The organism is Candidatus Gullanella endobia (assembly GCF_900048035.1).
In the GTDB taxonomy this organism is placed as follows: domain Bacteria; phylum Pseudomonadota; class Gammaproteobacteria; order Enterobacterales; family Enterobacteriaceae; genus Gullanella; species Gullanella endobia.
On record NZ_LN999832.1, the window covers coordinates 74837 to 97587 of the forward strand.

Here is a 22751-nt window from a genome sequence, read left to right on the forward strand (position 1 = left end):
TACTAATGAATAAACGTAATTAAAAGGAAGTTTCTGCTATGGTAAACACAATTTAACCTCTAGAAATTTCTTGAAATAAGAAAATAGTATCACTATCTTATATCTAGTAATCTACCTACCGCCGACTCGGGATTATAGTTTGGTTAACAACTAAAGCTTATTCTAGTATAAGATGGTAATGCTCTTTGAGTAATACCGTCAGCGTTATCGACTGTGTCACTTCTATTGGAAGGTTGTTAATCGTAATTTTTATTAATTAAATCTCTTGGTTTTTAAATTACCTGAACAGAAATAATGATAGAGAAGATAAAGCATCTGTATAGATCGGAAAATAAGAATCTTGGTTTAAACGCAAGGTTTGCCATTGTAAAGTTATTTACATAGAATAATCGAAAATAATCGATAATATCGCTTTTTAAAACACCGAAAAGAAGTTTAATTATTTTTAAAGCTTGTTAACATATTCCAATCATACCGATAACTGGTCCTATAACCCAAACTGTACAACAGTTTCGTTTCTGATTTTCTTTATTAGGAAACAAACAAGTATAAAAATCATCATGTCATAGTGGGCGTATGATTAGTAAGTAGCTATCAAAAAACCAACCGAACAGTAATAAGCGCGGTGTTCCGTTTTACAAAAGCAGTATTTACAACATGACGAGTTATTATATTAACGCTACAATCTAGCACAAGATCAAAATGTAAAACCTATTCATCCAATCAATTATCATCTAGGCGCTTTGTAAGCGGTAAGTAACGGTTACAAGAATTAAACGTTTTAATATCCTCTGTTCAACTTATGCCTTCAATTCGCTGATATTATAAGTTCAATAAAAGATTAATCGTTGCAGATTAGCTATATATAGTATCTTTATCTATTAATAAAATAGTGTACCAATTCTAGCTACTATTAGATAAAATGCGACTGGAAAGCCAATATCTCCTCTAATCTTACAAGTAAGATTGTTGCTTTCTGTAACCGTTGTTGGCCTTCTATACTAATATCCTGCAGTAAGAGTTGATGGCTATAACGTAAAAAATCATAATCTTCTAATACTGTTTAAATTAGCAAATAAGTACTATTACTACCGATTCGTTGTCAATCAACATATATGATTACGCTCCCATACTAAGATTAGCTTCTGTAAATCCTTTGTTGCCTGGCGCCAGTCTGATGCTCGAGTAATAGCACTAATTACAGCGATACTTCCAACTCCGCATGATAGTACTGATTCTACTTGTTTATAATTAATACCTCCAATTGCAACTGTAGGGACAGCAGGTGGTAGATTAGTAATTAAATATCGCAACTTTTCTAATCCCTGTGGATGGGAAGACATAATTTTAGTAGTAGTGTGGAAAATATGGCCAAGAGAAATGTAGGATGGCTGCCATGCTAAAGCACGCGTCAGTTCTTTTTCATTATTGGTAGATAAACCTAGTCGTAAACCAGCAATTCGGATTAAATTAGCGTTATCTGTATCTATATCTTCTTGACCTAAATGTACACCATAGGCGCTATGGTAAATAGCTAATCGCCAGTAATCGTTAATAAAAACTCGTGCGTTATAACGACGACCTAACAAAACAGCTGCTTCAATATCTGCCGTTATCTCCGCTTCGTTACGATCTTTAATTCGCAATTGCACCGTTTTTACGCCAACATCTAGCATGCGTACCAACCAAGCTAGTGAATCTACAATTGGATAAAGACCAAGCCGATATGGTACTGATGCAAAAGCGGAATTAATATTCATCATTCATCTTTGACATTAAATGAAGGTAGATGAATATCTCCACTATGAATCTGGAACGTCGATTCCATATTAGCTATTTCTGTAGTTCTTTCTTGTTTAAGCTGCTCTATTTGAGTATTAGCATAGTTACGAACTTCATGTGATATTTTCATTGAACAAAATTTAGGACCACACATAGAACAGAAATGCGCTGTTTTACTAAATGTCTGCGACAATGTTTCATCGTGATAAGCTCGAGCAGTATCAGGATCTAATGCTAAATTGAATTGATCTTCCCAACGAAATTCAAAACGTGCTTTCGATATAGCATTATCACGTATTTGTGCACCAGGATGGCCCTTTGCAAGATCAGCAGCATGAGCAGCGATTTTATATGTAATTAGTCCTTGTTTGACATCTTCTTTATTAGGTAATCCTAAATGTTCTTTTGGAGTAACATAACATAGCATCGCACATCCATACCAACCGATAAGCGCTGCGCCGATACCAGATGTAATATGATCATAGCCGGGGGCAATATCGGTGGTTAACGGTCCAAGCGTATAAAAAGGAGCTTCATGACAATGCATTAATTGTTCAGTTATATTACGTTGGATCATATGTATCGGAACGTGACCTGGGCCTTCTATCATAACCTGTACATCATATTCCCAGGCAATTTTCGTTAATTCGCCCAAAGTATAAAGTTCAGCAAATTGTGCTTCATCATTAGCATCTTGAATAGAACCAGGTCGGAGACCATCCCCCAGTGATAACGTTACATCATAGGCAGCGCAAATCTGGCAAATTTCTCGAAAATTCGTGTATAAGAAATTTTCTTGATTATGAGAGAGGCACCATTTAGCCATAATAGATCCACCACGTGAGACGATACCCGTTAGACGTTTCACAGTCATTGGTATATAACGTAATAGTACCCCTGCGTGTAATGTAAAATAATCTACACCCTGTTCTGCTTGTTCTAACAATGTATCGCGAAAAATACTCCAAGATAAATTTTCTACTACCCCATTAACTTTTTCCAGCGCCTGATACAGAGGAACAGTACCGATAGGCACAGGACTATTACGTAAAATCCATTCGCGCGTTTCATGAATATAGCGACCAGTGGAAAGATCCATTACAGTATCTGCACCCCAGCGGGTAGCCCATATTAATTTTTCTACCTCTTCTTCTATAGAAGAAGTTACTGATGAATTACCAATGTTAGCATTGACCTTAATTAAAAAATAGCGCCCAATGATCATTGGTTCTGCTTCAGGGTGGTTAATATTAGTAGGAATAATAGCGCGACCAGCAGCTACTTCACGGCGTACAAACTCTGGATTGATATTTTCTGAAAGTCCTTTACTAAATGCTTGATTTGAATTCTTTTGACACAAATCCTCTTCGAGGATTCGTTCTCGCCCCATGTTTTCTCGCAGTGCAATAAATTCCATTTCTGGCGTAATGATACCAGCACGAGCATAGTGTAACTGAGTTACACAGCAACCTACGCGTGCGCGCCTTGGTATAGGTGGTTTAGCAAAGTGTAACTGGTCTAGTGTGCTATCGCCGTCTCGGCTCGTACTGCTATAAATTAAATTATGCGTTTGAATTGGTTCACTATCTTGGCGGTCTATAATCCATTCTGCGCGCAGCGGTGCGAGACCAGCATGGATATCAATTGGTATTCTTGGATCACCATAGGGACCAGAAGTATCGTATACCGGTATTGGCTCGTTATCTTCATATCGTGTATTCCCGTCTGGGCTAATAATATTGGTTGGACTGAGCCATATTTCACGCATTGGTACCCGGACTGATAAGTGTTTTCCCTGTATATAAATACGCTTAGAATTGGGAAAATTGCTACCAGCGAGCATATCGATAAATCTCTTTGCCTGCATACGACGAGTACGACGTGATATAGAAGGAGAAGAATGTGACATAGCAAGACCCTTAATAGGATTACTGTCAATTGTTTCTAAGCAGCGCTATAGAAAGTTAATAAAATACTAAATTTATTGAAAATAAATATTTATATTAGCATAGGTAAATTACTCTTATTTTCAGGATAAATCTGATCAGATTTCACTGATTTTGAAGAAACGATTTCAGACTAATGTTTTATGCATGTTAAGTGCTCCGACAAGATAGCACTCTGCAAGACAGACTGAAAACTGACTGTATTCTCTTTACTAATAACTGTAAAAATATCTATATTAACCATTGTTAAAATAATTCAGATTAGTTAGGAGTATTGAAACTGATTATAAGCAAAAATTATCAATACGATTTTCATATTATACTTTATTGATTATTGAATTAGTATCTCTTAAAAGAAAAAATGCATTGCTAGTGCTTCTTTAATTTTCTGTACTTGGATATTTTCTGAAAAGAAAGTATCATTATTATTAATAAATAATATTCAAAAACAACTATTGTAAAGTGATATAATTTTATGCATTTTTTGTAAAAATATTGTAAATCAATCAACTGCCCTTATTTATGATAAGTAATCATAAATACAAAATACTAAGAAAAGAACACTACACTAGCTAAATATATCTAATTTTTATTTATCCAAGGATAATATATTTTATTTATTTGTAACTAATAAATAATAGCAAACTATTTCAGTTTTTTTGAATATGATAGTATTAATTAGCAAATTGTATTATTATTTTAAATAAATTTCATTATATTATTTAACTAGTATAATTGTTTTTAAAAATGTTAAAATAATTCTATTTAACTGATAAATAGAAATGAATAAAAAATAAAATTTTTATAGATTGTTTAATAAATAAAAGATTTTTGTCAAAAATAGAGCAGAGATTAATTGGAATTTACAGAATTTATTTTAAAGTGTTAATCAGAAAATTAGATTATTGATTCTAAATAAAAGCTTTCGCTATGGAAGCATTATATATAGTAGTGTGCTTATTAATATTTTATACTATTTACTAATGCATAGGCAGTAGTTGTTGTTTGTCAGACGTGAAAATTGACGATATAGAATATTGAATCTTTAAAGAAATAGTTGATATTAAAAGACCTTTTTAATTTGTTTGATTGAATATATAACTTATAAAATTATACTATACTGTCCTTATTAAGATTAGCATAGTTACTTAATACATTAAAGATAAACGGAACAGAGTAACCTATATGCTTACTGTAAAAATTACATCACTTTCAAATCATAATTCTAATGATCCTAGTTTTTCATTTTGAAAATAATATATTTTAGTACACTATAACTAACATCATTAAAATTTTATGGAATACTGCTTTTTAAATCTTTAATAAAAGAAACTCCAAAAATACAACATAAGCAAAATAAAATATGTAGAGATATAGATTAGAATTATATAATTCGTATAAAATTCTCAACTCTATCTAATATAATTACTATATGCTACTATTTCTGCTGTTATTAGGAACTATAACGTTCTTTAATTAAAGATATTACTGTACTCTGCCAAGTAAATTAAAAGATATTATATACATTAAAATTTCTTTCAGCAGAAAGAAATCCTGAATAAGCAAATTTGAAAAATAATTATTATATTTTTTACAATATTGCATTGGATAATTAATGTATGTATAATGCTTCATTTAAATCTTATTTAAGGAGACTGCAATATTAGCAGTAGTATTAATTAGATTATAGATTAGTTCTCCATTATTTAGAGAATACTGATATTACTAAAAGTCAACAATACTAATATCTTCACAACAAGAAATATATGCTGTATGTCGAGCAAGAAATGTTATGTCTTATCATTAAGCAAACTATTGAAAAGCTTCATGTATTGTCTTAAATGAAAAATTTTTAACTAATATCAAATCGGAATTTTTATTGCTGTTTCATGATATTCATTTATAAATATTATTGAATTACATGCTAAATAGATAGTCTAATTACAGACTAAAAAAGTCACTTCAACATAACGATTTTGCTTTTGATTAATAAAAATTATTTCTAGCAGAGATATTAGATTTAAATAGTGGGTGAGATACGAATATCTTCTACAGGATATTTTATATCCTCGAGTATCTATCATGTTACGAATACCAGTAACTCTAAATAAAACTGAATCAACTTAGTTATTCTTTGAATATTTTACTAATTGATAGTCATAAAATTTCATTTTATTTATATCTTTTTAAGATGAGTTATTTTAACTTATTGACTAATATCTGATCAAAATTATTTGATATAATTTTATAGGAAATGACCAATACTTCTTAATTAAAGTTCTAGACGAATTCGATAGAATAGAAACGTAAAATTTTTAATAAAAAAAGAAAATTAGAGAAAATTAAATAAATATGAAATTTACTATAAATTATTGTGATTTGGATAAAATAAAATAAAGGATTTATTTTTTATTGGTAGATTATAAAAATTATAATATTAAGTTGATAAAACTCTCATCGAGCTATATAAGATCGAAATGAGTAATCTTAAATACTAAGATAAATTTTTTAGCAACAAAGCAGAAAACATGATTTAACACTTATTTAAAACCAATAAGTTTTCATATTTATTATTCTATCTAGTTTATATTTAGTAGAATTAAAAGTCATTCTTAATACGTATATATAAGAAAGTGGTATCAATCAGTATATCCGTTGTATTTGATATTTTAAAAAATAAACACACCATAAGGATAACATATGAACAAGGCTCAATTGATTGATATAATTGCTTATAAAGCTTATTTATCTAAAACACAAGCAAAATCAGCATTAGAATCTACTTTGGCAGCAATTACCGAATCTCTTAAAAATGGCAATGCGGTACAATTGATTGGTTTTGGAACTTTTAAAATTAATCATCGTAGCGAACGTACTGGTCGTAATCCAAAAACTGGTAAAGAAATTAAAATTTCGGCTAAAAATATACCTACTTTTATTTCTGGTAAAGTATTAAAAGATGCAGTTAAATAAAACTATATAGAAAAATAATAAATAGTGTTAACTAAAGCTCTTTTATTTTACAAATCAATAGCATGTAATTTTATTGATCACGTTTGATGTGTTACTAATACTAATTATATTACTGATCATAGTATCATCATAGTATCATATGTCTCATAGAATAAAATAATATTATTACTTAGTATATAACACTAAAAATATCTATAGTCCATATATTAACAGTGATACTACTAATATGCTATTATATAGCATAAATACTAAAAAAGTGGTAAGATATATCAGATTTACTTTTGATATTAGAAAAACTGAGTTAATCTTAACATAGTGTATTATGGTAAGATACAAAGAGCAATTTTAGTTTTATATAATATGAGTGTAAGTATGAGCAGTATAACAAGTTTATTAAAAATCAAAAAAATTACGTTATATTAATTCTAAACCTACTATCCTTTAGATATCAATTAAGTACTTTATATTGACTATGCTAGAATTATCGGAAGATAATTAATTATTCTTAGTTATTAACGAGAATTTTTCTACTAGTATCTAAAAATAAAGATAATTATCAAGTCGTCGTAAAAATAAGCAGTGTAAAACCTAATCTAAATAGTTTTTCGATAATTTTTTAGATAATAATTGATTATATACGCATATAATCTGATAATTAAGGTTGCTTTGTTATTAAATTAGATACATTTTAATTTCATTAGTTTTATTGTAATAATTATATTACTACTCAAAGAGTAGATCATCTATTTTAATTACAATCAGTGTCTATTTAATAAACTACTTAATAAACTATATAATCTATTGCTTGTTTATGTTTGCTTAATTTGAATAAAGTTTTTTATAATGCATGCTTGATATGCTATGCAAGGCTGGAAGATTTTTTAATTAAAAGTTTTGGAAGTTTCCAAAAATAAATATTTTAGTGTATATCTTTAAAGATAAAGATTATAATAGTATACTTATTAGCTATAGTAATGATTTCATTATTGCAAATTAATTATTCTAACTGAACAACACAATTTATATTTGCTACTATCACTGTATAAATACTTTTTTCGTAAAAGAAAAAAGAAAGTATCTGTTAACTGTAAATTAATTAATATCTGAATTTTGATTAGTTACCTTAATTCAAATAATATAATCAATTATTTTTTATAAAAATCTTGTTTCTTTTAATTCTACTACGATGATATCATATTTTTAGATTAACTTTAAAAGTTTAATACTATTCATTTAAAAATAACATTTTAAATGAATACAGGAAGATAATGTTACAGCCAATAAAATTAGATCATTTTCGCTTACCATAGAAACGAAAATGACATTAAAAATGGGCTACGAAAAATTACTTTATTAATATTAGTATTCAATAAATGGTTAAAATAGATAATTTCAACAAATACTGAAGTTGAATTGATCGGGTATTTCTATTATAGGTTACCAGAAGATAATTATTAATAAATATATTATATATTTGCTTATATTATTTAAGATCATAAAAACTACTTTGCTATTTTTTAAATGTTCTATTAAGAAACTTAATATCGGCAATTCCTTTTTTTATAGGAAATATCTTATTCTTTATCTTCTACAGTCTCTACCGATATTTTAAGTATCTCGTAATCTATACCATATAAATAGTAATATATATATTAGTTATTGTTATAATAAATATTTTACATAAAAAGAAAAGTTTAAAGAACATATGAAGCAGAAAAATAATATTTTTATATTAAAAATAAATAATAGCATACCGATTTCTGAAATACTTTAAATAACATTCTAATAGATAGAAATATGTTAAAATTTTTTAAAATTAATAAGTAAATCTATAAGATACTCTATATTTTAAAAATATTTTAAATATATGCTCTATTATTGAAATAATATTGAAATAATATCGATAGAAATAATAAAGATTAATGAGTATTATTTCAATTTTTGAAGTGTTATTTTGTAAATAATAGCTTATTGAGCTTACGTTAGTCTACTATAATGATATTATACACTTTTAGATATAATATTTTGCTCTATTTAATTATAATTTTGAAAATCTGTATAATCGAAGAATTCAGTAGTAGTCTGGAAAAACTTTTTAACTACTAGACAGAATTTTATTCTAGTATAAAATATTTAATACTACAATTAGAAATAAATATCTAAAAATTAAAATAGCAGTTATATTATATATATAGCATAATATTTATATTGAATAACACAATATTAAAAATATAATAATTAATATAATACTAGAATTATATTCTATCTCTGATTACTAAATAGAAATAGAAACGATCATTTAAATTAAATTTTCAATTAGTTTTATATAATTTCATAGAAATAAAAAGATTTCTATTTCTATAGAAAATAAAAATCATAATATACTGCTATTATTCAGGTATCTTCTATATTGTTTATATTAAATATTTTTAAAATATTAACAAAAGTTAAAAAATAAAAAATTTGCTCTACTTTTAAGTAAGTAGAGTGATGAATAATCTCTTTTAATATTATTAATATAGAATAATTTATTATATTATCTATAAGATTATTATAAAATCATAATATATCTACAAATAGAAAATTTTTTCTTATAAATAACTTCCAAATTATAAATATCTTGTCTTATAAACAAATCTAATATTTTAGATATAATAACAAATATCTAAAGATATTATCTCTATAAAAATTAGGGTTTTCCTATTTTTTAATTCAAAATAAAAGATTTAGTTAAGTTCATGAAAATAAAATTTATATGTTATAGTCATAATTTATAAGATCTACTAAAATAAAAATAATTTTTATAAATTTAATAAAAAATCAGAATTATTTTATTATAGATTCAATCGATAGATATATGATCAGATATTTAAAAATATCAATACAATTTAAAAAATGTATCTTCAGATACACACAAAATTATCTTATGCTATTTTTAATATCAAATAATATATTATGATATCAATAATATTTTTATAAGCTATATGAATGCATCTCCAGAAAAGATACTTTATTGCTAATAAAATTAGCTAAATTAAAGAGATTATATTTATATGCTTTAGGAACTAATTGAACTTAAAAAGTTTAACTGAAATTTATCTATCCAATTTGCTTAATATTTTGTTACTGAAATCTATCAAGTAATAACATCGAATCCTTTTAGGTATATTATAATATAATGATTATTGTTACTGTTACCTAATAGAAGCGTGCTATTTAAAAAACTCAGAAAGACTATAAGACTGTCTTTTAATAAAAATTTTTCAATCAGTCGACTAACTAATCTTATCAAAAATATTAAATATTTATACCAATCCTAGTTTTAAATACATTCCAATGATAAAACAATAGAAATTCTATCATTTCTTTTAGAGCACTGATCATATAATTTCGCTAACTATTAGCGTATTATTAGTATAGAAATACCATTGATAATTTCGCTAGATAGAAAAGATTAAAAATATTTTATATTAATAAAATAAGCTCGTATTCAGATAAGATCTTCTAATTCATTGCTATCACGTTTGTATTTGGCTCATTTATAATCGAATTGTAAAGATGATTATGATCTTATTCTAAGTAAAATAGATATAGTTCCTTTAACTAGTTTTATTAGGTGTTATTTCTCTATGGAAGATAAAAACGCGAGGATCTTACGTTATTTCCAAATAAATCTGTATCTAAGTTTTATTTACTCCAGTACTTATAAATAGCATGGTACTAAATAACACTTAATTATACGAACGTACTAATAAATTACTTATTCTTAACTAAGAACTACTATTGTTTCTGTTAAAAATCTTTTTTCAATATTATTCATTAACAATCTCTTCTTTGATAACTATCAAAATAAATACTGTACTTTAGACGAAGTAATATCAATATAAACTAGTTTAGTTAGTAACATATAACGGTATAATGAATTCTTAAATGACCATCCTAAATTCACTCGATTTGAGTTATGACAATGATTAATTCTGGTATTTATTCTCTGTTTCTAAAAATGTTTGCTTATTATTGATAACTATCAAATTAAGTTATTACTGAATTTAGATCTAATACTTATATTAAGCATTATTGTTTGGAAAGTAAAAACATGATCTTAAAAGTAAAAAATTTTATCATATAAGCAAATGTCATATAGAATTACTAATGTTATTACTGGTAATTTTTAGTATTCTTACTCTTGATAAAGAGTAATTTTCAATGAAGTGAGATTTCAATTATGAATTGCTAAAGTTATATTAATATTGTACTAAAAGTACAAAAAATAGTATTTATATAATCTAATCTCCTATTATCACAGTTTTTTCTAGCTATAAAATACTATAAAAATTATCAGTAAATCACTGTGTTTTAATCTTACCTGAAAATTAATAGTTAATGTAAATTTAACGTTGAATAGAGAATTGTTATATTTGCTAAAATTATTTATTTTCCTCACTATCGAGTCTACGCTGATAGATTATGATATATATAATTTTATATTACTTTAAAAGAGTGTCTGTATGAAATATACAACGATCTCTGCAGTTAAATGATGACCGATTATCTGCTCTTTCCCAAATTTAACCCAGTAATCTTTTCATTTGGTTTTTTTTCCATACATTGGTATGGTCTGATGTATTTTATTGGTTTCATGTTTTCAATGTGGCTAGCTATAAGACGTATAAATCGATTCGACTGTCCTTTTAGCAAAGAAGAAATTGAATACGTACTTTACGTTAGTTTTCTTGGTGTGTTTCTCGGTGGCCGTATCGGTTATGTTCTATTTTATAATCCGCTACTTTTTCTTTATAAACCTCTTTATTTATTTAAAATCTGGGATGGTGGCATGTCATTTCACGGCGGTCTTATTGGAGTAATAATAGCAATATTATGGTTTTCTCATCGTGCTCACTACCATTTTTTCCAAGTATCTGATTTTGTTTCACCAATAGTACCTTTCGGTTTGGGGGTGGGTCGTTTAGGTAATTTTATAAATGGTGAGTTATGGGGACGAATTACTATTAATACGCCTTGGGCGATGTTATTTCCTAGTTCTAGGAACACAGATATCGCATTGTTGCCATTTAATTCACAGTTGAAAACGTTATTTGAGCACTACGGCGCTCTACCCCGTCATCCATCTCAACTTTACGAGATGTTACTGGAAGGTGTTATGCTTTTTGTTATTCTCAATGTATTTATCTATAAGCCGCGTCCTATCGGTAGCGTTTCTAGTTTATTTCTTATTTGCTATGGTACTTTTCGAATTCTTGTCGAATTTTTCCGCGAGCCAGATGCCCAGTTTGGGCTTTTTATTAATATTATTAGCATGGGTCAGATTCTATCGTTTCCGATGATTCTAGCTGGTATAATTATGATGATCTGGTCCTACCACCGTTGCTGTTAGCTAAAGACTTATCCTAAACGATTAGAAATAATATATAAACATTACGCATAAAGTATGTATATCTATGGTTTCTTAACGACGCAACCAATATCGATATTTTCTCTAATAAAATAATATTATCTATTTAATATGGATGGTCGGATGAAAATAGATATTTGATCTGAATATAGTAGATCAATAATATGTTAAGGAAATCATCTTAACTGTTGAACAGTATTTTTACTATTTTTACATTTAACTTATCATAAACTATGCCTATAAAATATAAAAAGAAAGTCTAAGATAAATTTATAGTGATCTAGACCTAATAAGAGAATACAGAGTATTATTATAGAAATAATATATAAAGAAAAAATTAGAAAAAAACAAGTATTGAAAATATAATAATATTAAAATTTTTAATATTATTATATTTATTTTTATTTTTTATAAATTTAGTCATACTAGAATAGGTATATAATAAATGATGTTTATTAAGGAAATTATTTATAAAAATAATTAAGATTCTATATCCTATTTAAACTTTTTGTATAATAAAAGAGCAATGAAATTATATTGTCTTTATGTTAGTAATTTTTGCAATAAATCTTACTAAATTAGATTTATAAAAAACAGCTGTTATCATCCATTAATAGTATTATCAAAAGCATCAGTTATCTTTTAAGAAAACTAGCAAGTAACTAGATATTTTGGAATTAGCGAATTTTAATCAGTACTATTATATATCGTAGTGAGTTCTAGTAGTAGAAGATCTCTATTTTTGCTAATTTTTTATACACTAATACAATTAAAGTTAAATAAACTTTTTCTTGATTTTGACAACAAACCAATTGATTATTTTTCATCTAACTAAATAGTTATATTCTACATAAAATGCTGTAAATTAATCTAAGGAATCCAAACATATTAAAGACCATAAAAGTCTTAACAAAATGATATTATCACTACAGGGAACATATTTTATTGAAACATAAGCAGGTATCGGAAAAAACTATGCTTTATCTATATTTTATCTGCGTTTATTACTTGGATTAGATGGTGAAGCAGCATTTCCTCGGCTATTGAATATAGAAGAAATATTAGTAGTAACCTTTACTGAAGCTGCAACTAAAGAACTACGCGGTCGTATCCGTAATAATATATATCAAGTATAATTAGACTATATATGTGGTGAAAACAAGGGTCCATTACTAGCGGAAATTTTTGCATAATTTGAAGATTATCAACTTGTTTCTCTTTATTTGCAAATAGTAGAGCAACAGATGGATAAGGCTGCGATCTTTACTATTCATAGTTTTGCCAACGCATATTTAACAGTAGTGTTATTGAATCGGGTATGCTATTTCAGCAGATTCTATTTGGAGATGAAACATTGTACTGACAACAGATAAGCGCTGATTTTTGGCGATGAAATTGTTGTCCATTACCACTTGAGATTGCACATATATTGCAACAATATTGGAAAGGTTCAAAAAACTTACTAGAAGAACTTCTTCCTTACCTATAAGGAGAAGCATCTAGAATACTTAATATGCCAACTTTAAATAAGTTTATGAGCGAGTCCATTCCCGAGCAATATGCGTGTATCATTGCTGATATTGATAACTTAAAACAACAGTGTCGTACTTCCTAACAGTCATTAATATTAAAAAATAACCGTCGAGTTTATAGAAAAGTGATAATAGTGAACACCGATTGATAAATATATTGCATTTAGGTGAATTACTATAGGAAGCTTCTATAAAAATAGAAAGTGAATATACATTGTTTCGTTTATTATCATTGCAAATAGCTTCTCCTAATCCAAAGGCGGAAAATCAATAATTGCGATTGGAAAGTGATCCTTATTTGGTGAAAATTATTACTATACATAAATTCAAAGGTTTGAAATTTCAATTGGTATTTTTGCTATTCGTAGCCAATTTTCGCCTTCAAAATAGACCGTTTTCATGATAGTAAAACCTACAGATTTTGCTTAAATTTTTGTTTATCACAGAAGAGTCTACGACTAGCGGAAGAAGAGCGACTAGCAAAGGATTTACGATTTTTTATGCATTTCAATAATGCGCTCTATCTATTATTTCAGTTTTTGTATTACGTCATGGTATCGCGTTAACCGTAAAAACTGATTCTAGTGATCTGCGTTTAAGTGCACTAGGTTATCTAATTCAACAAAACCAAGGTGGTGATATTAATAATTTACGAAAAAATTAGTAAAACTAGTCAGTCGTTCCAATAGCGATATTATCTTATGCGAAACGTAAATTAAGCTAATAAAACCAACGCTATCTTCAGCAGTATCTATGTAAATTCTAAGCGCTCGATACTTATTTGAATAATTTCTGTCTGGTTACTAGCTACTCTGAATTACAACAACACGATAACGCAGTAGTGATAGAGTTTCAACCTCAATTAAATATTGACGTTATTAGAGAAAGCAAGAAGAAAAAATATTTTAGTTAAATTTACACACCTTTCCACGCAGTACAGTGTCAGGAACGTTTTTGCATGGTCTATTTGAAATTCTGGATTTTAATTAGCAATTAGATTCGCAGTGGCTAAAAACAATTAATAAAACATGGTATCGATACTGTCTGATTACCAGTAATAATAAATCGGATAGAAAAAATTATTACTATTTTGCTAGATGGCGATTCACTTTCTTTCAAATATATAACACGTGAAAACCGACATGCTGAATTTTAATTTTATCTACCTATCGATAAATTAGTGAAAGCGCGAGACCTAGATCAACTCTATAAATATTATAATCCTTTATCGGTACGCTGCTCACCGCTAGATTTTTCTTAAATTCAAGGAATGTTAAAAGTTTTTATTGATTTAGTTTTTCGTTAGAAAGATAGATGTGATCTATTGGACTATAAATCTAATTTTCTAGGAGAAGATAATACTGCTTATAGTCAATTGGCAATAGAAAAATTATTATTTTACACCGCTATGACCTAAAATATCAATTGTATACTCTAACATTGTACTGGTACTTGCGTCACCGTTTAGTAGATTATCATTATTTGCGTAATTTCGGTGGTGTGTATTATATATTTCTGCGCGGTATTGAAGCAGTTAGGCTAGCAAACGGTATTGTTTATTGTCTTCTAAACAGTATCTTAATTAACGAGCTCGATATTTTTATTCACTGGAGAAAAGAAATAGATACTAATAGAATTAGAGATTAATTTAGGAGAATTATTGATGGAAGTTATTCTTGCTAAAGAGTAACAATTTCACTTATGTAGTTCTTTAGATATGCAATTTGTCCTAATGCTAGCAAAAGATCTTTCTCAGAAAGCATTAATGTTAGCTAGCACTTACCTTAGTTCTGATACTAGCGCTGGCCATGTTTGTTTACTATTAGCATTCTTGACTCCGGAACGGATATTTAACGTTCAAATACAGCCATTTGCGCAGAAAGCATGGCTAAAAATTGGTAATTCTTCTATTGAAGATTGGCAGCAAATTTTGCTAGTTTCAACGGCGGTTAGCGATAGTTCTAATCCGATACCTCTGATATCAGATAATCAGTGTTTATATTTACAGCATATGAAGAAATATGAATGCGTTGTAGCAAAGTTCTTTAATAAAATCCGAGCACCAATAGATAGTAATGAGGATGGTATTACCGCAGTGCTTTCACATTATTTTCCCAATAATGCTTATTGTATCTGATTGGCAAAAGTTACAGAAATGGTCGTGATAACGCATCCTATAATACTGATATTTAGTGGTTCTGATACAGGAAAACCTTACTAAGCTAATAGCAGCATTATTTCAACTCAGCGATAGACAACGTTTACGCATATTGATAGCTGCTCCAACAGGTAAAATAGCAGCACGACTGAGTGAATCTCTAAATCTGACTCTGCAGTAACTTAAATTGGATGAAAAGAAAAATGGTTTCGAAGCGAAGCAATAACATTACGTCATTTACTTGGAATACAAGCTCATAGCCAGCGAATGAGCTATCACCGTAGAATCTACTAGATGTGGATATTTTAATTGATGAAGTATCGATGATCGATTTACCGATGATAATAATCTCATTGCAGCGCTATCTTCGAAAATACGAGTTATTTATTAGGAGATCGTTATTAGTTTTTGTCTGTAGAAACAGGTTCAGTATTCAGAAATATCTGTCAGTATGCTAAAAAGTTAATTACAGCCCGATATGGCGTTCATAGTTGGTACGGTTAACAGATTTTACGTTACCAGTAAGCGAACATAGTAATAATTATCGTATTACAGATAGTCTATATTTGCTTTTAAAAATTACCGTTTTAATGAGTATTTCGGCATTAGCCAATTAGCTAACGTGATTAACGCTGGTGACAGTAAAATGTATTATCATTGTTAAAAGCTGATGCATTTCCATATATAAATTATATATCATTTCATAAGGTGATAGAACATCAGCATTTATTGGATGACTATGTTAACAATTATCGAGACTACTTGTAAAAAGTATAAAACCATGATATACTACCTGCTATTTTATCCGCTTTTAACCGTTTTTAATTACTATGTGTACTACGTGAAAGATTTTTGGAGTTACTGATCTTAATAATTATATTGAACAAGCTTTGAAATAAGATAAATTGCTCACATTTAATAATATCGATCGTAAATATACTGGTCAGCCAATGATGATCATTTATGATGTACTATGGTTTAGTTTATGCAATGGCGATATTGGTCTTCTATTTCAAGAAAATAAAAGACATTGTGTGTGTATTTTTGTTTGCCGAATGATACCATTAAATCAATTGCCGAAACATGAGAAAGCCTTTTTGAGATAACAGTGCATAAATCTCAGGGATCAGAGTACCAGCATATAGCGCTAGTATCACCTAATTAAATCTTGTCGATATTAACCCGAGAGTTACTATATACTGCTGTGACTCGAATATATGATTAGCTCTCTTTTTATTCTATCGATGATATAATAAATATGCTATTTCTAAAAAACAGAACAGAGAAGCGGTATTATGGAATGATTAACTGCCACTTCAAACATAAAAATGCACTAATTCAATACGTTTGAAATTTTCAAATATAGTTACCTGTTAGATTGTAATGTATACTAGTGTTTTTTCTCAGTAATCATCGTATATTATAAGATTAATTACTAGAATTTTATTAATTCCATTTGTTATGCTTGTTCAGCAACATACATCAACAATATTTCATTGAAGTTAACGTAGTTAACTTATATTCTATCATATAGAAAATAAATAACATTGAAATGTTTATCAGTATATATTTCTAATTAATCAATATCTTTCTGATAACTTTTTAGAAATAGTTCATAAATAATATTATATCTTAATTAATTATCTTTTTGATAATAAAAAGGTAATATTTTTAGTCTTCAACTAATTTGATTATTATCTACGTTTCTATTTTTGAGATAAGATTAAAACTATCAGCGATAACCAATACTTTGAAAAAATTAAACAGTAACAGTTAATTTAACTACTATTATAACAGTAATTTATACTTTTGTTTACCAAAAAGTTAAGTATTAATAAAATTATAAGCGCTTCGCTGAAATGTGTCATTGACATAGTATATTTTATACTATTTGTAATAGCATTATTGTTTAATACAATGAATTTTTATATATGTACATCAATAAAAGAACAATATAGAAAATCACAAAAAATCTGCAAAAATGTTCTTTTATGAGTTATTATTATAATTCTATATTATTTTATTTTTATGATATTTTTAATAATTTTCTCTATTCAATTTATTTTCTTTTACATAAAATTTTATATGTTCTTTCTGTATTAAATTTATAAAATTACAAATAATAAATAGCTAGTTTTAAGGTAGTAAAAGACCTATTATAGAGGGTAATACACTTAAATTAAAATAATTTTATATAATGTCCATTTATGCATAGAATAAGATCTATCTAGCTATTGAGTATAATTAAGTTATATTAGCTAGTATATATTTATATATAATTGTAATCTATTTTAATCATAAATACTATTTTTAGATCAAGAATCTCTAACAAGTTTATCTTATATCTTAAATAGTTTTTAATTTAAGTCGATACCTTCTAGTTCAAAAAAAAAGAGAACAAATATGTTAAGAGTATTCTTTTAAAATAATGTGAAGTTAGCTAGTGTCAATATATCATTTATTAAAATTCCTATCTATCTATAAATTGATATTAAATTAATAATATAAATAATAAATTAATTATTTGCTTACTGTTATTGGTACTTATCTGACTAGGTTTACTCAATATAAACAGATTGAATCTTAGTGCAATTTAAAATGTCTAATTCAAACTATAAATATAGCTACATCACGATACGATATTTAAAAAATTTAAATAGAATAAGTATTTAGTTTTTTCTAAACACGATTTAGATAGGTTAGAAAAATAGATTTCTGACTAATATATTAAATCTAGATTTTTATATCTGTTTTTATAACTACATGAAATGAATATGATGCTGATTTATTTTTATGTAGAAATAAAAACCAATCTCATTCATTAAAGGAATGAGATTGGTTTAAATACTAGAAAATATATTACTTTGCTATTGTAGCACTTTAATATGAACTGATCAAATCAGTACGGTAACATAATTATATTCCTGTAATTTATATCAGATATAATAAACATTAAAACATAGCCATTAACGAAGATAAAAAAGATAGGAGAATCTATTAATTTAGTCCTTTATATAAAAGGAACAAGATATAACCAACTATAGTAAAACTATTTAAAATTGGTTGCGGGGGTCGGATTTGAACCGACGACCTTCGGGTTATGAGCCCGACGAGCTACCAGACTGCTCCACCCCGCGTCTATAAGAGCATAGTATACTCTTTATTAATTTTTATGCAACTTTTTTTTAAAAAAAATTCTGTTCTTATAATATTTATTCACTTTTTATTAAAATATTCAAAATATTATTGATCACTTATTGAGTTTAAATAATAAATCTAATTTTTAGAGAAATTTTTCTATCGTTTACTATTACTATTTAACTACGATAAGATTTTATGAAAAACAGTAGTAAACCATCTGATTATCAGTGATATATGTATTACTATATACTGATTTTATCTCTTTTATTAATTGTAAATAACAGTATAAAGATAGTCAACTTATTTAATCAATGATGTTAATCAATATAACTAATGTTATTAGAAAACTAATTAATATAAAGAATTATGCTTATCGAATTCTTTTAAAGAAATATACTTTTATTATAATATTTAGTTGAAATCAAAACGATTTTTAATGTTATTTAGAGTTTTTTATAGATCGGTGACGATATGTTTTAGTTTAAATAACATAATATGAAAGTTTATCAAATGGATTAGTTGATAATTATGGCAATATGTAATTGACTAATTATTATCTGCTTACTTTAAATCAGTAATAAAGAAACATACTATTATAAATAGAGTATGTTTCTTTTCTCTCTGTATTAAATTCCATAGTACTGTTCTGTATAATATTCTAATTATCGTCATAATTAACTATCTAATAGATAATTTTATTATAGAAATTTAAGGTAGCGGTTTTTATATTTCGATAATAATTATCGGTTAAAATAGAATTACAATATCCTTATTGATCACAGCGAGGTAGTATGGAAGAATATGTTAATGTAAGTTATTCGATATTAGATTGATATGAATAGCAAACATGAAGTTTATAAGTTACTTAAATAAAAATCCATTGTTTTTATTTTTCAATAACCTATTTCTTTTATAACAGTAAAAGCAAATGCAATATTACTAGTAGTGTAAGTAACTGTAACATCTGATTTTTTATTTATCCTGACTAGGATTGATATCTTAGTACAAATACTGCTACTAGATAAAAAGATAAATTCATGACAATATGAACTATCTCTTTAATATAGTCTACACATTAATTTTACTATTAAAAATTTAATATTTCTCTATATATTAGAGTATTAGTTTAAAAAGTAAATCATTTCGTTAGCTATCATAATTACTATGACTGTTTAATTCTAAAAGATATAGAATAGCAATGCTCTTTTTACTACCTATATAGTAATAGCAATTATTAATTATATATAATTCTGATTATATGCGTAAATAATACTAGTAATTGTATTTGAATTACACAAATTTAGGTGGTGGATATAGTTAAAATTATTTATGATCTAGTTGTAGAAAAGTACAAGGTTACTTAAAAGTATTTTAAGTAATAAAATTACATAAAAGCAAATGGTCTAGTATTTAATGATTTTTTTCTTATAATTTAATTTTATCGATAAGTGAGCTAAAATATCATAGTTAAAAACTGATTTATAGTATTAAGTATTTACAATCTGATAATTTTTACCTTTTCTTAAAAGGCGAAGAGATAACTACTACTAGCGTAGTATTTTAAACAGTTTATATTGCCTGATGCTGCCAGATTTTATTTGGGAGTATATTTATTGACAATATAAATATTGTTTTTTAATTAATGTGTTACGTATAAAATACTGAATATTATGAATAATGTTATTTTATATTATTACTTTTATTTTTTAATAATAATCTGATTTTTCTAATATTAGAAAGAAGATTACATCGGATATTTTTTATTTTACACATAAGGATAAATAGATATATAGTACTTCCCCGTTATTGATATGAAAAGTTAAATGTGATAGTCTATGTTTTCCCATGTAGTTTACTTTTTATTTATTAAATATTTTTAAAAAAGCTGTTTCGCTACCTGTTACTTTGTAAATTGAATCACATCAATACCTGCTATATTAGTAATATATTCCTCTTATTTCCATGTAGCTAACTTAAAAATTATAGTATCTAAATCAAACTCAATATCATATAAGTTTATTTTAAATATTATAAGATACATTGTATATTTTTTTTGATTATAAAGATAACCATTTTACGATAATACATAATATATTTTTCTTTTCGAATCAATCATAGATACTTATCAATACGTTATCAATAAATGAAAATTGTTTTACCAACGGCTATAAGATGGTAAATAGTTGTTACCTTCAGTGTACGAAAATTATCTAGACTAGATTCTAATAGAAATAAATTATAAACAAAAAAGTTGGTTATATTATTAAGCAAATTTTGGTATAAGGAGAAAGCATTATCAGCAGATAACTATTATTTTTAATAATAGAAAACATAGTTAATAATAGTAATAGTAAATGCTGTATTACTAACAGTATCTAACAGTCACTAATATAGATATTATTCTCTCAGGTCGAAGCATTAGAATTTAGTATTTCAATTCTTTCTTTGAATTCAGTTATAAAAATTAGCATATTTTAGAATTATTTTCATCGATTAAATTGCTTTTGTAATACTACAATTTCAATATAGATTTAAATGAGCTAATATATAATTAGAATATTTTTATCATATTGAATTATAATAAAGAATTATTACAATAATATCCAATTACTAAAACTAGTATTCAGCATATAATACCAAGATAAATATTCTTTATCAGATTACAATTTAATAAACTAATTTTAAAGTTAATTAAAAAATTACTACTCTTATGACTAAGGGTTACTCGATAAAGATATTATTGTCGCACAAGGCGTCCGGTTTCTGGCGAAAAATGAATATTGCTACGCCAAGGATTAATATCTAATCCGCCTCGGCGATTATAACGAGCATAAACTGTTAGAGTTTTAGGATGGCAAAAATGCATCAAATCACAGAAAATTCGTTCTACACACTGTTCATGAAATTCATTATGTTGACGAAAGGAAACTAAGTAACGCAGTAGCGCTTCACGATCAATACACTTTCCCTGATAACGGATTTGTACTGAACCCCAATCTGGTTGATGGGTAATAAGACAATTGGATTTTAATAAATGACTTACTAATATTTCATTAACTACTGATCCACTGGAAGCACCTTCTAAGTATCTATTAGTTAAAGTATAATTATTGATACAAATAGGTTGATTATCGATACATTCACCATCAAAATCCAATATTGGACTTCTAGCAAAATCAGAGAGTGTTCGTAAAATAACTTGTACTTCGCCGTTAGCACAGCGAGACAAATCTTCTGAAAGGCGAATGCGAACTGCCTCACAAGAGGGAAAACAGGTTTGATTAAAACTATTTAAATATAATTTAAAACTCTTTGACTCAATTAGATAAGTGTTCGTAGCATTGAAAGAAACTTCCCCAATTGCTAATTGGGGTAATCCTGCGTTATTAAGCCATGAAAGTTCATACAAGGTCCAAATATCAGCACCGTGAAATGGTAACTTTGTCGTCTTCAGCCCCAAAGAATCTCGATTAAAAGAACGCGGTACCGTTTGAAGTAATGAGGGATTATAGCACTCCTGATATTTTGTTGGTTTTCCAAGTGTTAACGATTTTAAATATTGATACTGATTATTATACATCACAGTGTTTACCTTTTTAATTTTATTGTTACACTAGACGTAGTTTATCGTACAAAGTTATGAAAAAGATAAAAGAGACCAGGTGTACTTCTAATACCAGAAGTATTTTTCTAGTTTTATATTAAAGCTAGTGATTAATATAGTAGAAATTTATTCGTTAGCAAACTACAGTTTATTATGCTTTCTTTCTTGTATTATAAATAGTAACAACAACGAGATATATTAG

At 27.0% G+C, this 22751-nt stretch carries 12 protein-coding genes and 1 tRNA gene; 8 read left to right on the plus strand and 5 right to left on the minus strand.

Annotated features, from left to right (window positions below; all coding sequences use genetic code 11):
- Window positions 1–1106: 1106 nt before the first annotated feature.
- Together thiE and thiC are read right to left on the minus strand one after the other, a co-directional pair.
- The gene (gene thiE, locus FVIR_RS00230) at window positions 1107–1760 is read right to left on the minus strand and encodes a thiamine phosphate synthase (RefSeq protein WP_067498613.1); all 654 of its coding nucleotides are present in this window, start codon (window positions 1758–1760) and stop codon (window positions 1107–1109) included.
- On the minus strand, window positions 1760–3691 hold the full coding sequence (thiC, locus tag FVIR_RS00235; RefSeq protein WP_067497415.1) for a phosphomethylpyrimidine synthase ThiC: 1932 nt from the start codon (window positions 3689–3691) through the stop codon (window positions 1760–1762). Before thiC ends, thiE begins: the two co-directional genes overlap by 1 nt.
- Window positions 3692–6428: 2737 nt before the next feature.
- Here thiC and hupA point away from each other — a divergent pair.
- The 3 genes from hupA (at window position 6429) to FVIR_RS02760 (ending at window position 13250) form a co-directional block, all read left to right on the plus strand.
- Complete coding sequence (gene hupA, locus FVIR_RS00240; RefSeq protein WP_067497418.1) at window positions 6429–6701, plus strand: nucleoid-associated protein HU-alpha; 273 nt, start codon at window positions 6429–6431, stop codon at window positions 6699–6701.
- A gap of 4537 nt (window positions 6702–11238) precedes the next feature.
- On the plus strand, window positions 11239–12096 hold the full coding sequence (lgt, locus tag FVIR_RS00245; RefSeq protein WP_067497421.1) for a prolipoprotein diacylglyceryl transferase: 858 nt from the start codon (window positions 11239–11241) through the stop codon (window positions 12094–12096).
- A 1061-nt stretch (window positions 12097–13157) separates the two neighbouring features.
- Window positions 13158–13250 (plus strand): UvrD-helicase domain-containing protein, encoded by a 93-nt coding sequence (locus FVIR_RS02760; RefSeq protein ID WP_158648145.1) that lies wholly within the window; start codon window positions 13158–13160, stop codon window positions 13248–13250.
- A gap of 168 nt (window positions 13251–13418) precedes the next feature.
- Here the strand turns inward: FVIR_RS02760 and FVIR_RS02705 are convergent, their stop codons facing one another.
- Window positions 13419–13613, minus strand: a complete 195-nt coding sequence (locus FVIR_RS02705; RefSeq protein WP_067497424.1) for a hypothetical protein — start codon at window positions 13611–13613, stop codon at window positions 13419–13421.
- Between the two features lie 1473 nt (window positions 13614–15086).
- Between FVIR_RS02705 and FVIR_RS02665 the strand changes: the two genes are divergently transcribed.
- The 5 genes from FVIR_RS02665 to FVIR_RS02675 all read left to right on the plus strand — a co-directional run bounded on the left by FVIR_RS02665 (window position 15087) and on the right by FVIR_RS02675 (window position 16910).
- Complete coding sequence (locus FVIR_RS02665) at window positions 15087–15293, plus strand: hypothetical protein (RefSeq protein WP_158648146.1); 207 nt, start codon at window positions 15087–15089, stop codon at window positions 15291–15293.
- 85 nt (window positions 15294–15378) lie between these two features.
- Window positions 15379–15783 carry an exodeoxyribonuclease V subunit alpha family protein gene (locus tag FVIR_RS00255; protein WP_158648147.1) on the plus strand — a complete coding sequence of 135 codons (405 nt, stop codon included), beginning with the start codon at window positions 15379–15381 and terminating at the stop codon, window positions 15781–15783.
- Between the two features lie 55 nt (window positions 15784–15838).
- The gene (locus FVIR_RS02670; RefSeq protein WP_158648148.1) at window positions 15839–15985 is read left to right on the plus strand and encodes a hypothetical protein; all 147 of its coding nucleotides are present in this window, start codon (window positions 15839–15841) and stop codon (window positions 15983–15985) included.
- Between the two features lie 310 nt (window positions 15986–16295).
- Window positions 16296–16421, plus strand: a complete 126-nt coding sequence (locus FVIR_RS02735) for a hypothetical protein (RefSeq protein WP_269447256.1) — start codon at window positions 16296–16298, stop codon at window positions 16419–16421.
- A gap of 288 nt (window positions 16422–16709) precedes the next feature.
- A complete protein-coding gene (locus FVIR_RS02675) occupies window positions 16710–16910 on the plus strand; it encodes a hypothetical protein (RefSeq protein WP_158648149.1) in 201 nt (66 codons plus the stop codon).
- Between the two features lie 1954 nt (window positions 16911–18864).
- Here FVIR_RS02675 and FVIR_RS00260 read toward each other — a convergent pair.
- Together FVIR_RS00260 and queF are read right to left on the minus strand one after the other, a co-directional pair.
- Window positions 18865–18941, minus strand: a tRNA-Met gene (locus FVIR_RS00260).
- A gap of 2741 nt (window positions 18942–21682) precedes the next feature.
- Entirely contained in the window at window positions 21683–22525 is an 843-nt protein-coding gene (queF, locus tag FVIR_RS00265) for an NADPH-dependent 7-cyano-7-deazaguanine reductase QueF (protein ID WP_067497429.1), read from the minus strand.
- Between the last annotated feature and the right edge of the window lie 226 nt (window positions 22526–22751).

Excerpts from the sequence above, each read along its gene's own strand:
- hupA (WP_067497418.1), top strand. The coding sequence starts at position 6,429 with ATGAACAAGGCTCAATTGATTGATATAATTGCTTATAAAGCTTATTTA.
- queF (WP_067497429.1), bottom strand. The coding sequence starts at position 22,525 with ATGTATAATAATCAGTATCAATATTTAAAATCGTTAACACTTGGAAAA.
- FVIR_RS02705 (WP_067497424.1), bottom strand. The coding sequence starts at position 13,613 with ATGCTTCTCCTTATAGGTAAGGAAGAAGTTCTTCTAGTAAGTTTTTTG.
- thiE (WP_067498613.1), bottom strand. The coding sequence starts at position 1,760 with ATGAATATTAATTCCGCTTTTGCATCAGTACCATATCGGCTTGGTCTT.
- lgt (WP_067497421.1), top strand. The coding sequence starts at position 11,239 with ATGATGACCGATTATCTGCTCTTTCCCAAATTTAACCCAGTAATCTTT.
- FVIR_RS00255 (WP_158648147.1), top strand. The coding sequence starts at position 15,379 with ATGCTAGCAAAAGATCTTTCTCAGAAAGCATTAATGTTAGCTAGCACT.
- thiC (WP_067497415.1), bottom strand. The coding sequence starts at position 3,691 with ATGTCACATTCTTCTCCTTCTATATCACGTCGTACTCGTCGTATGCAG.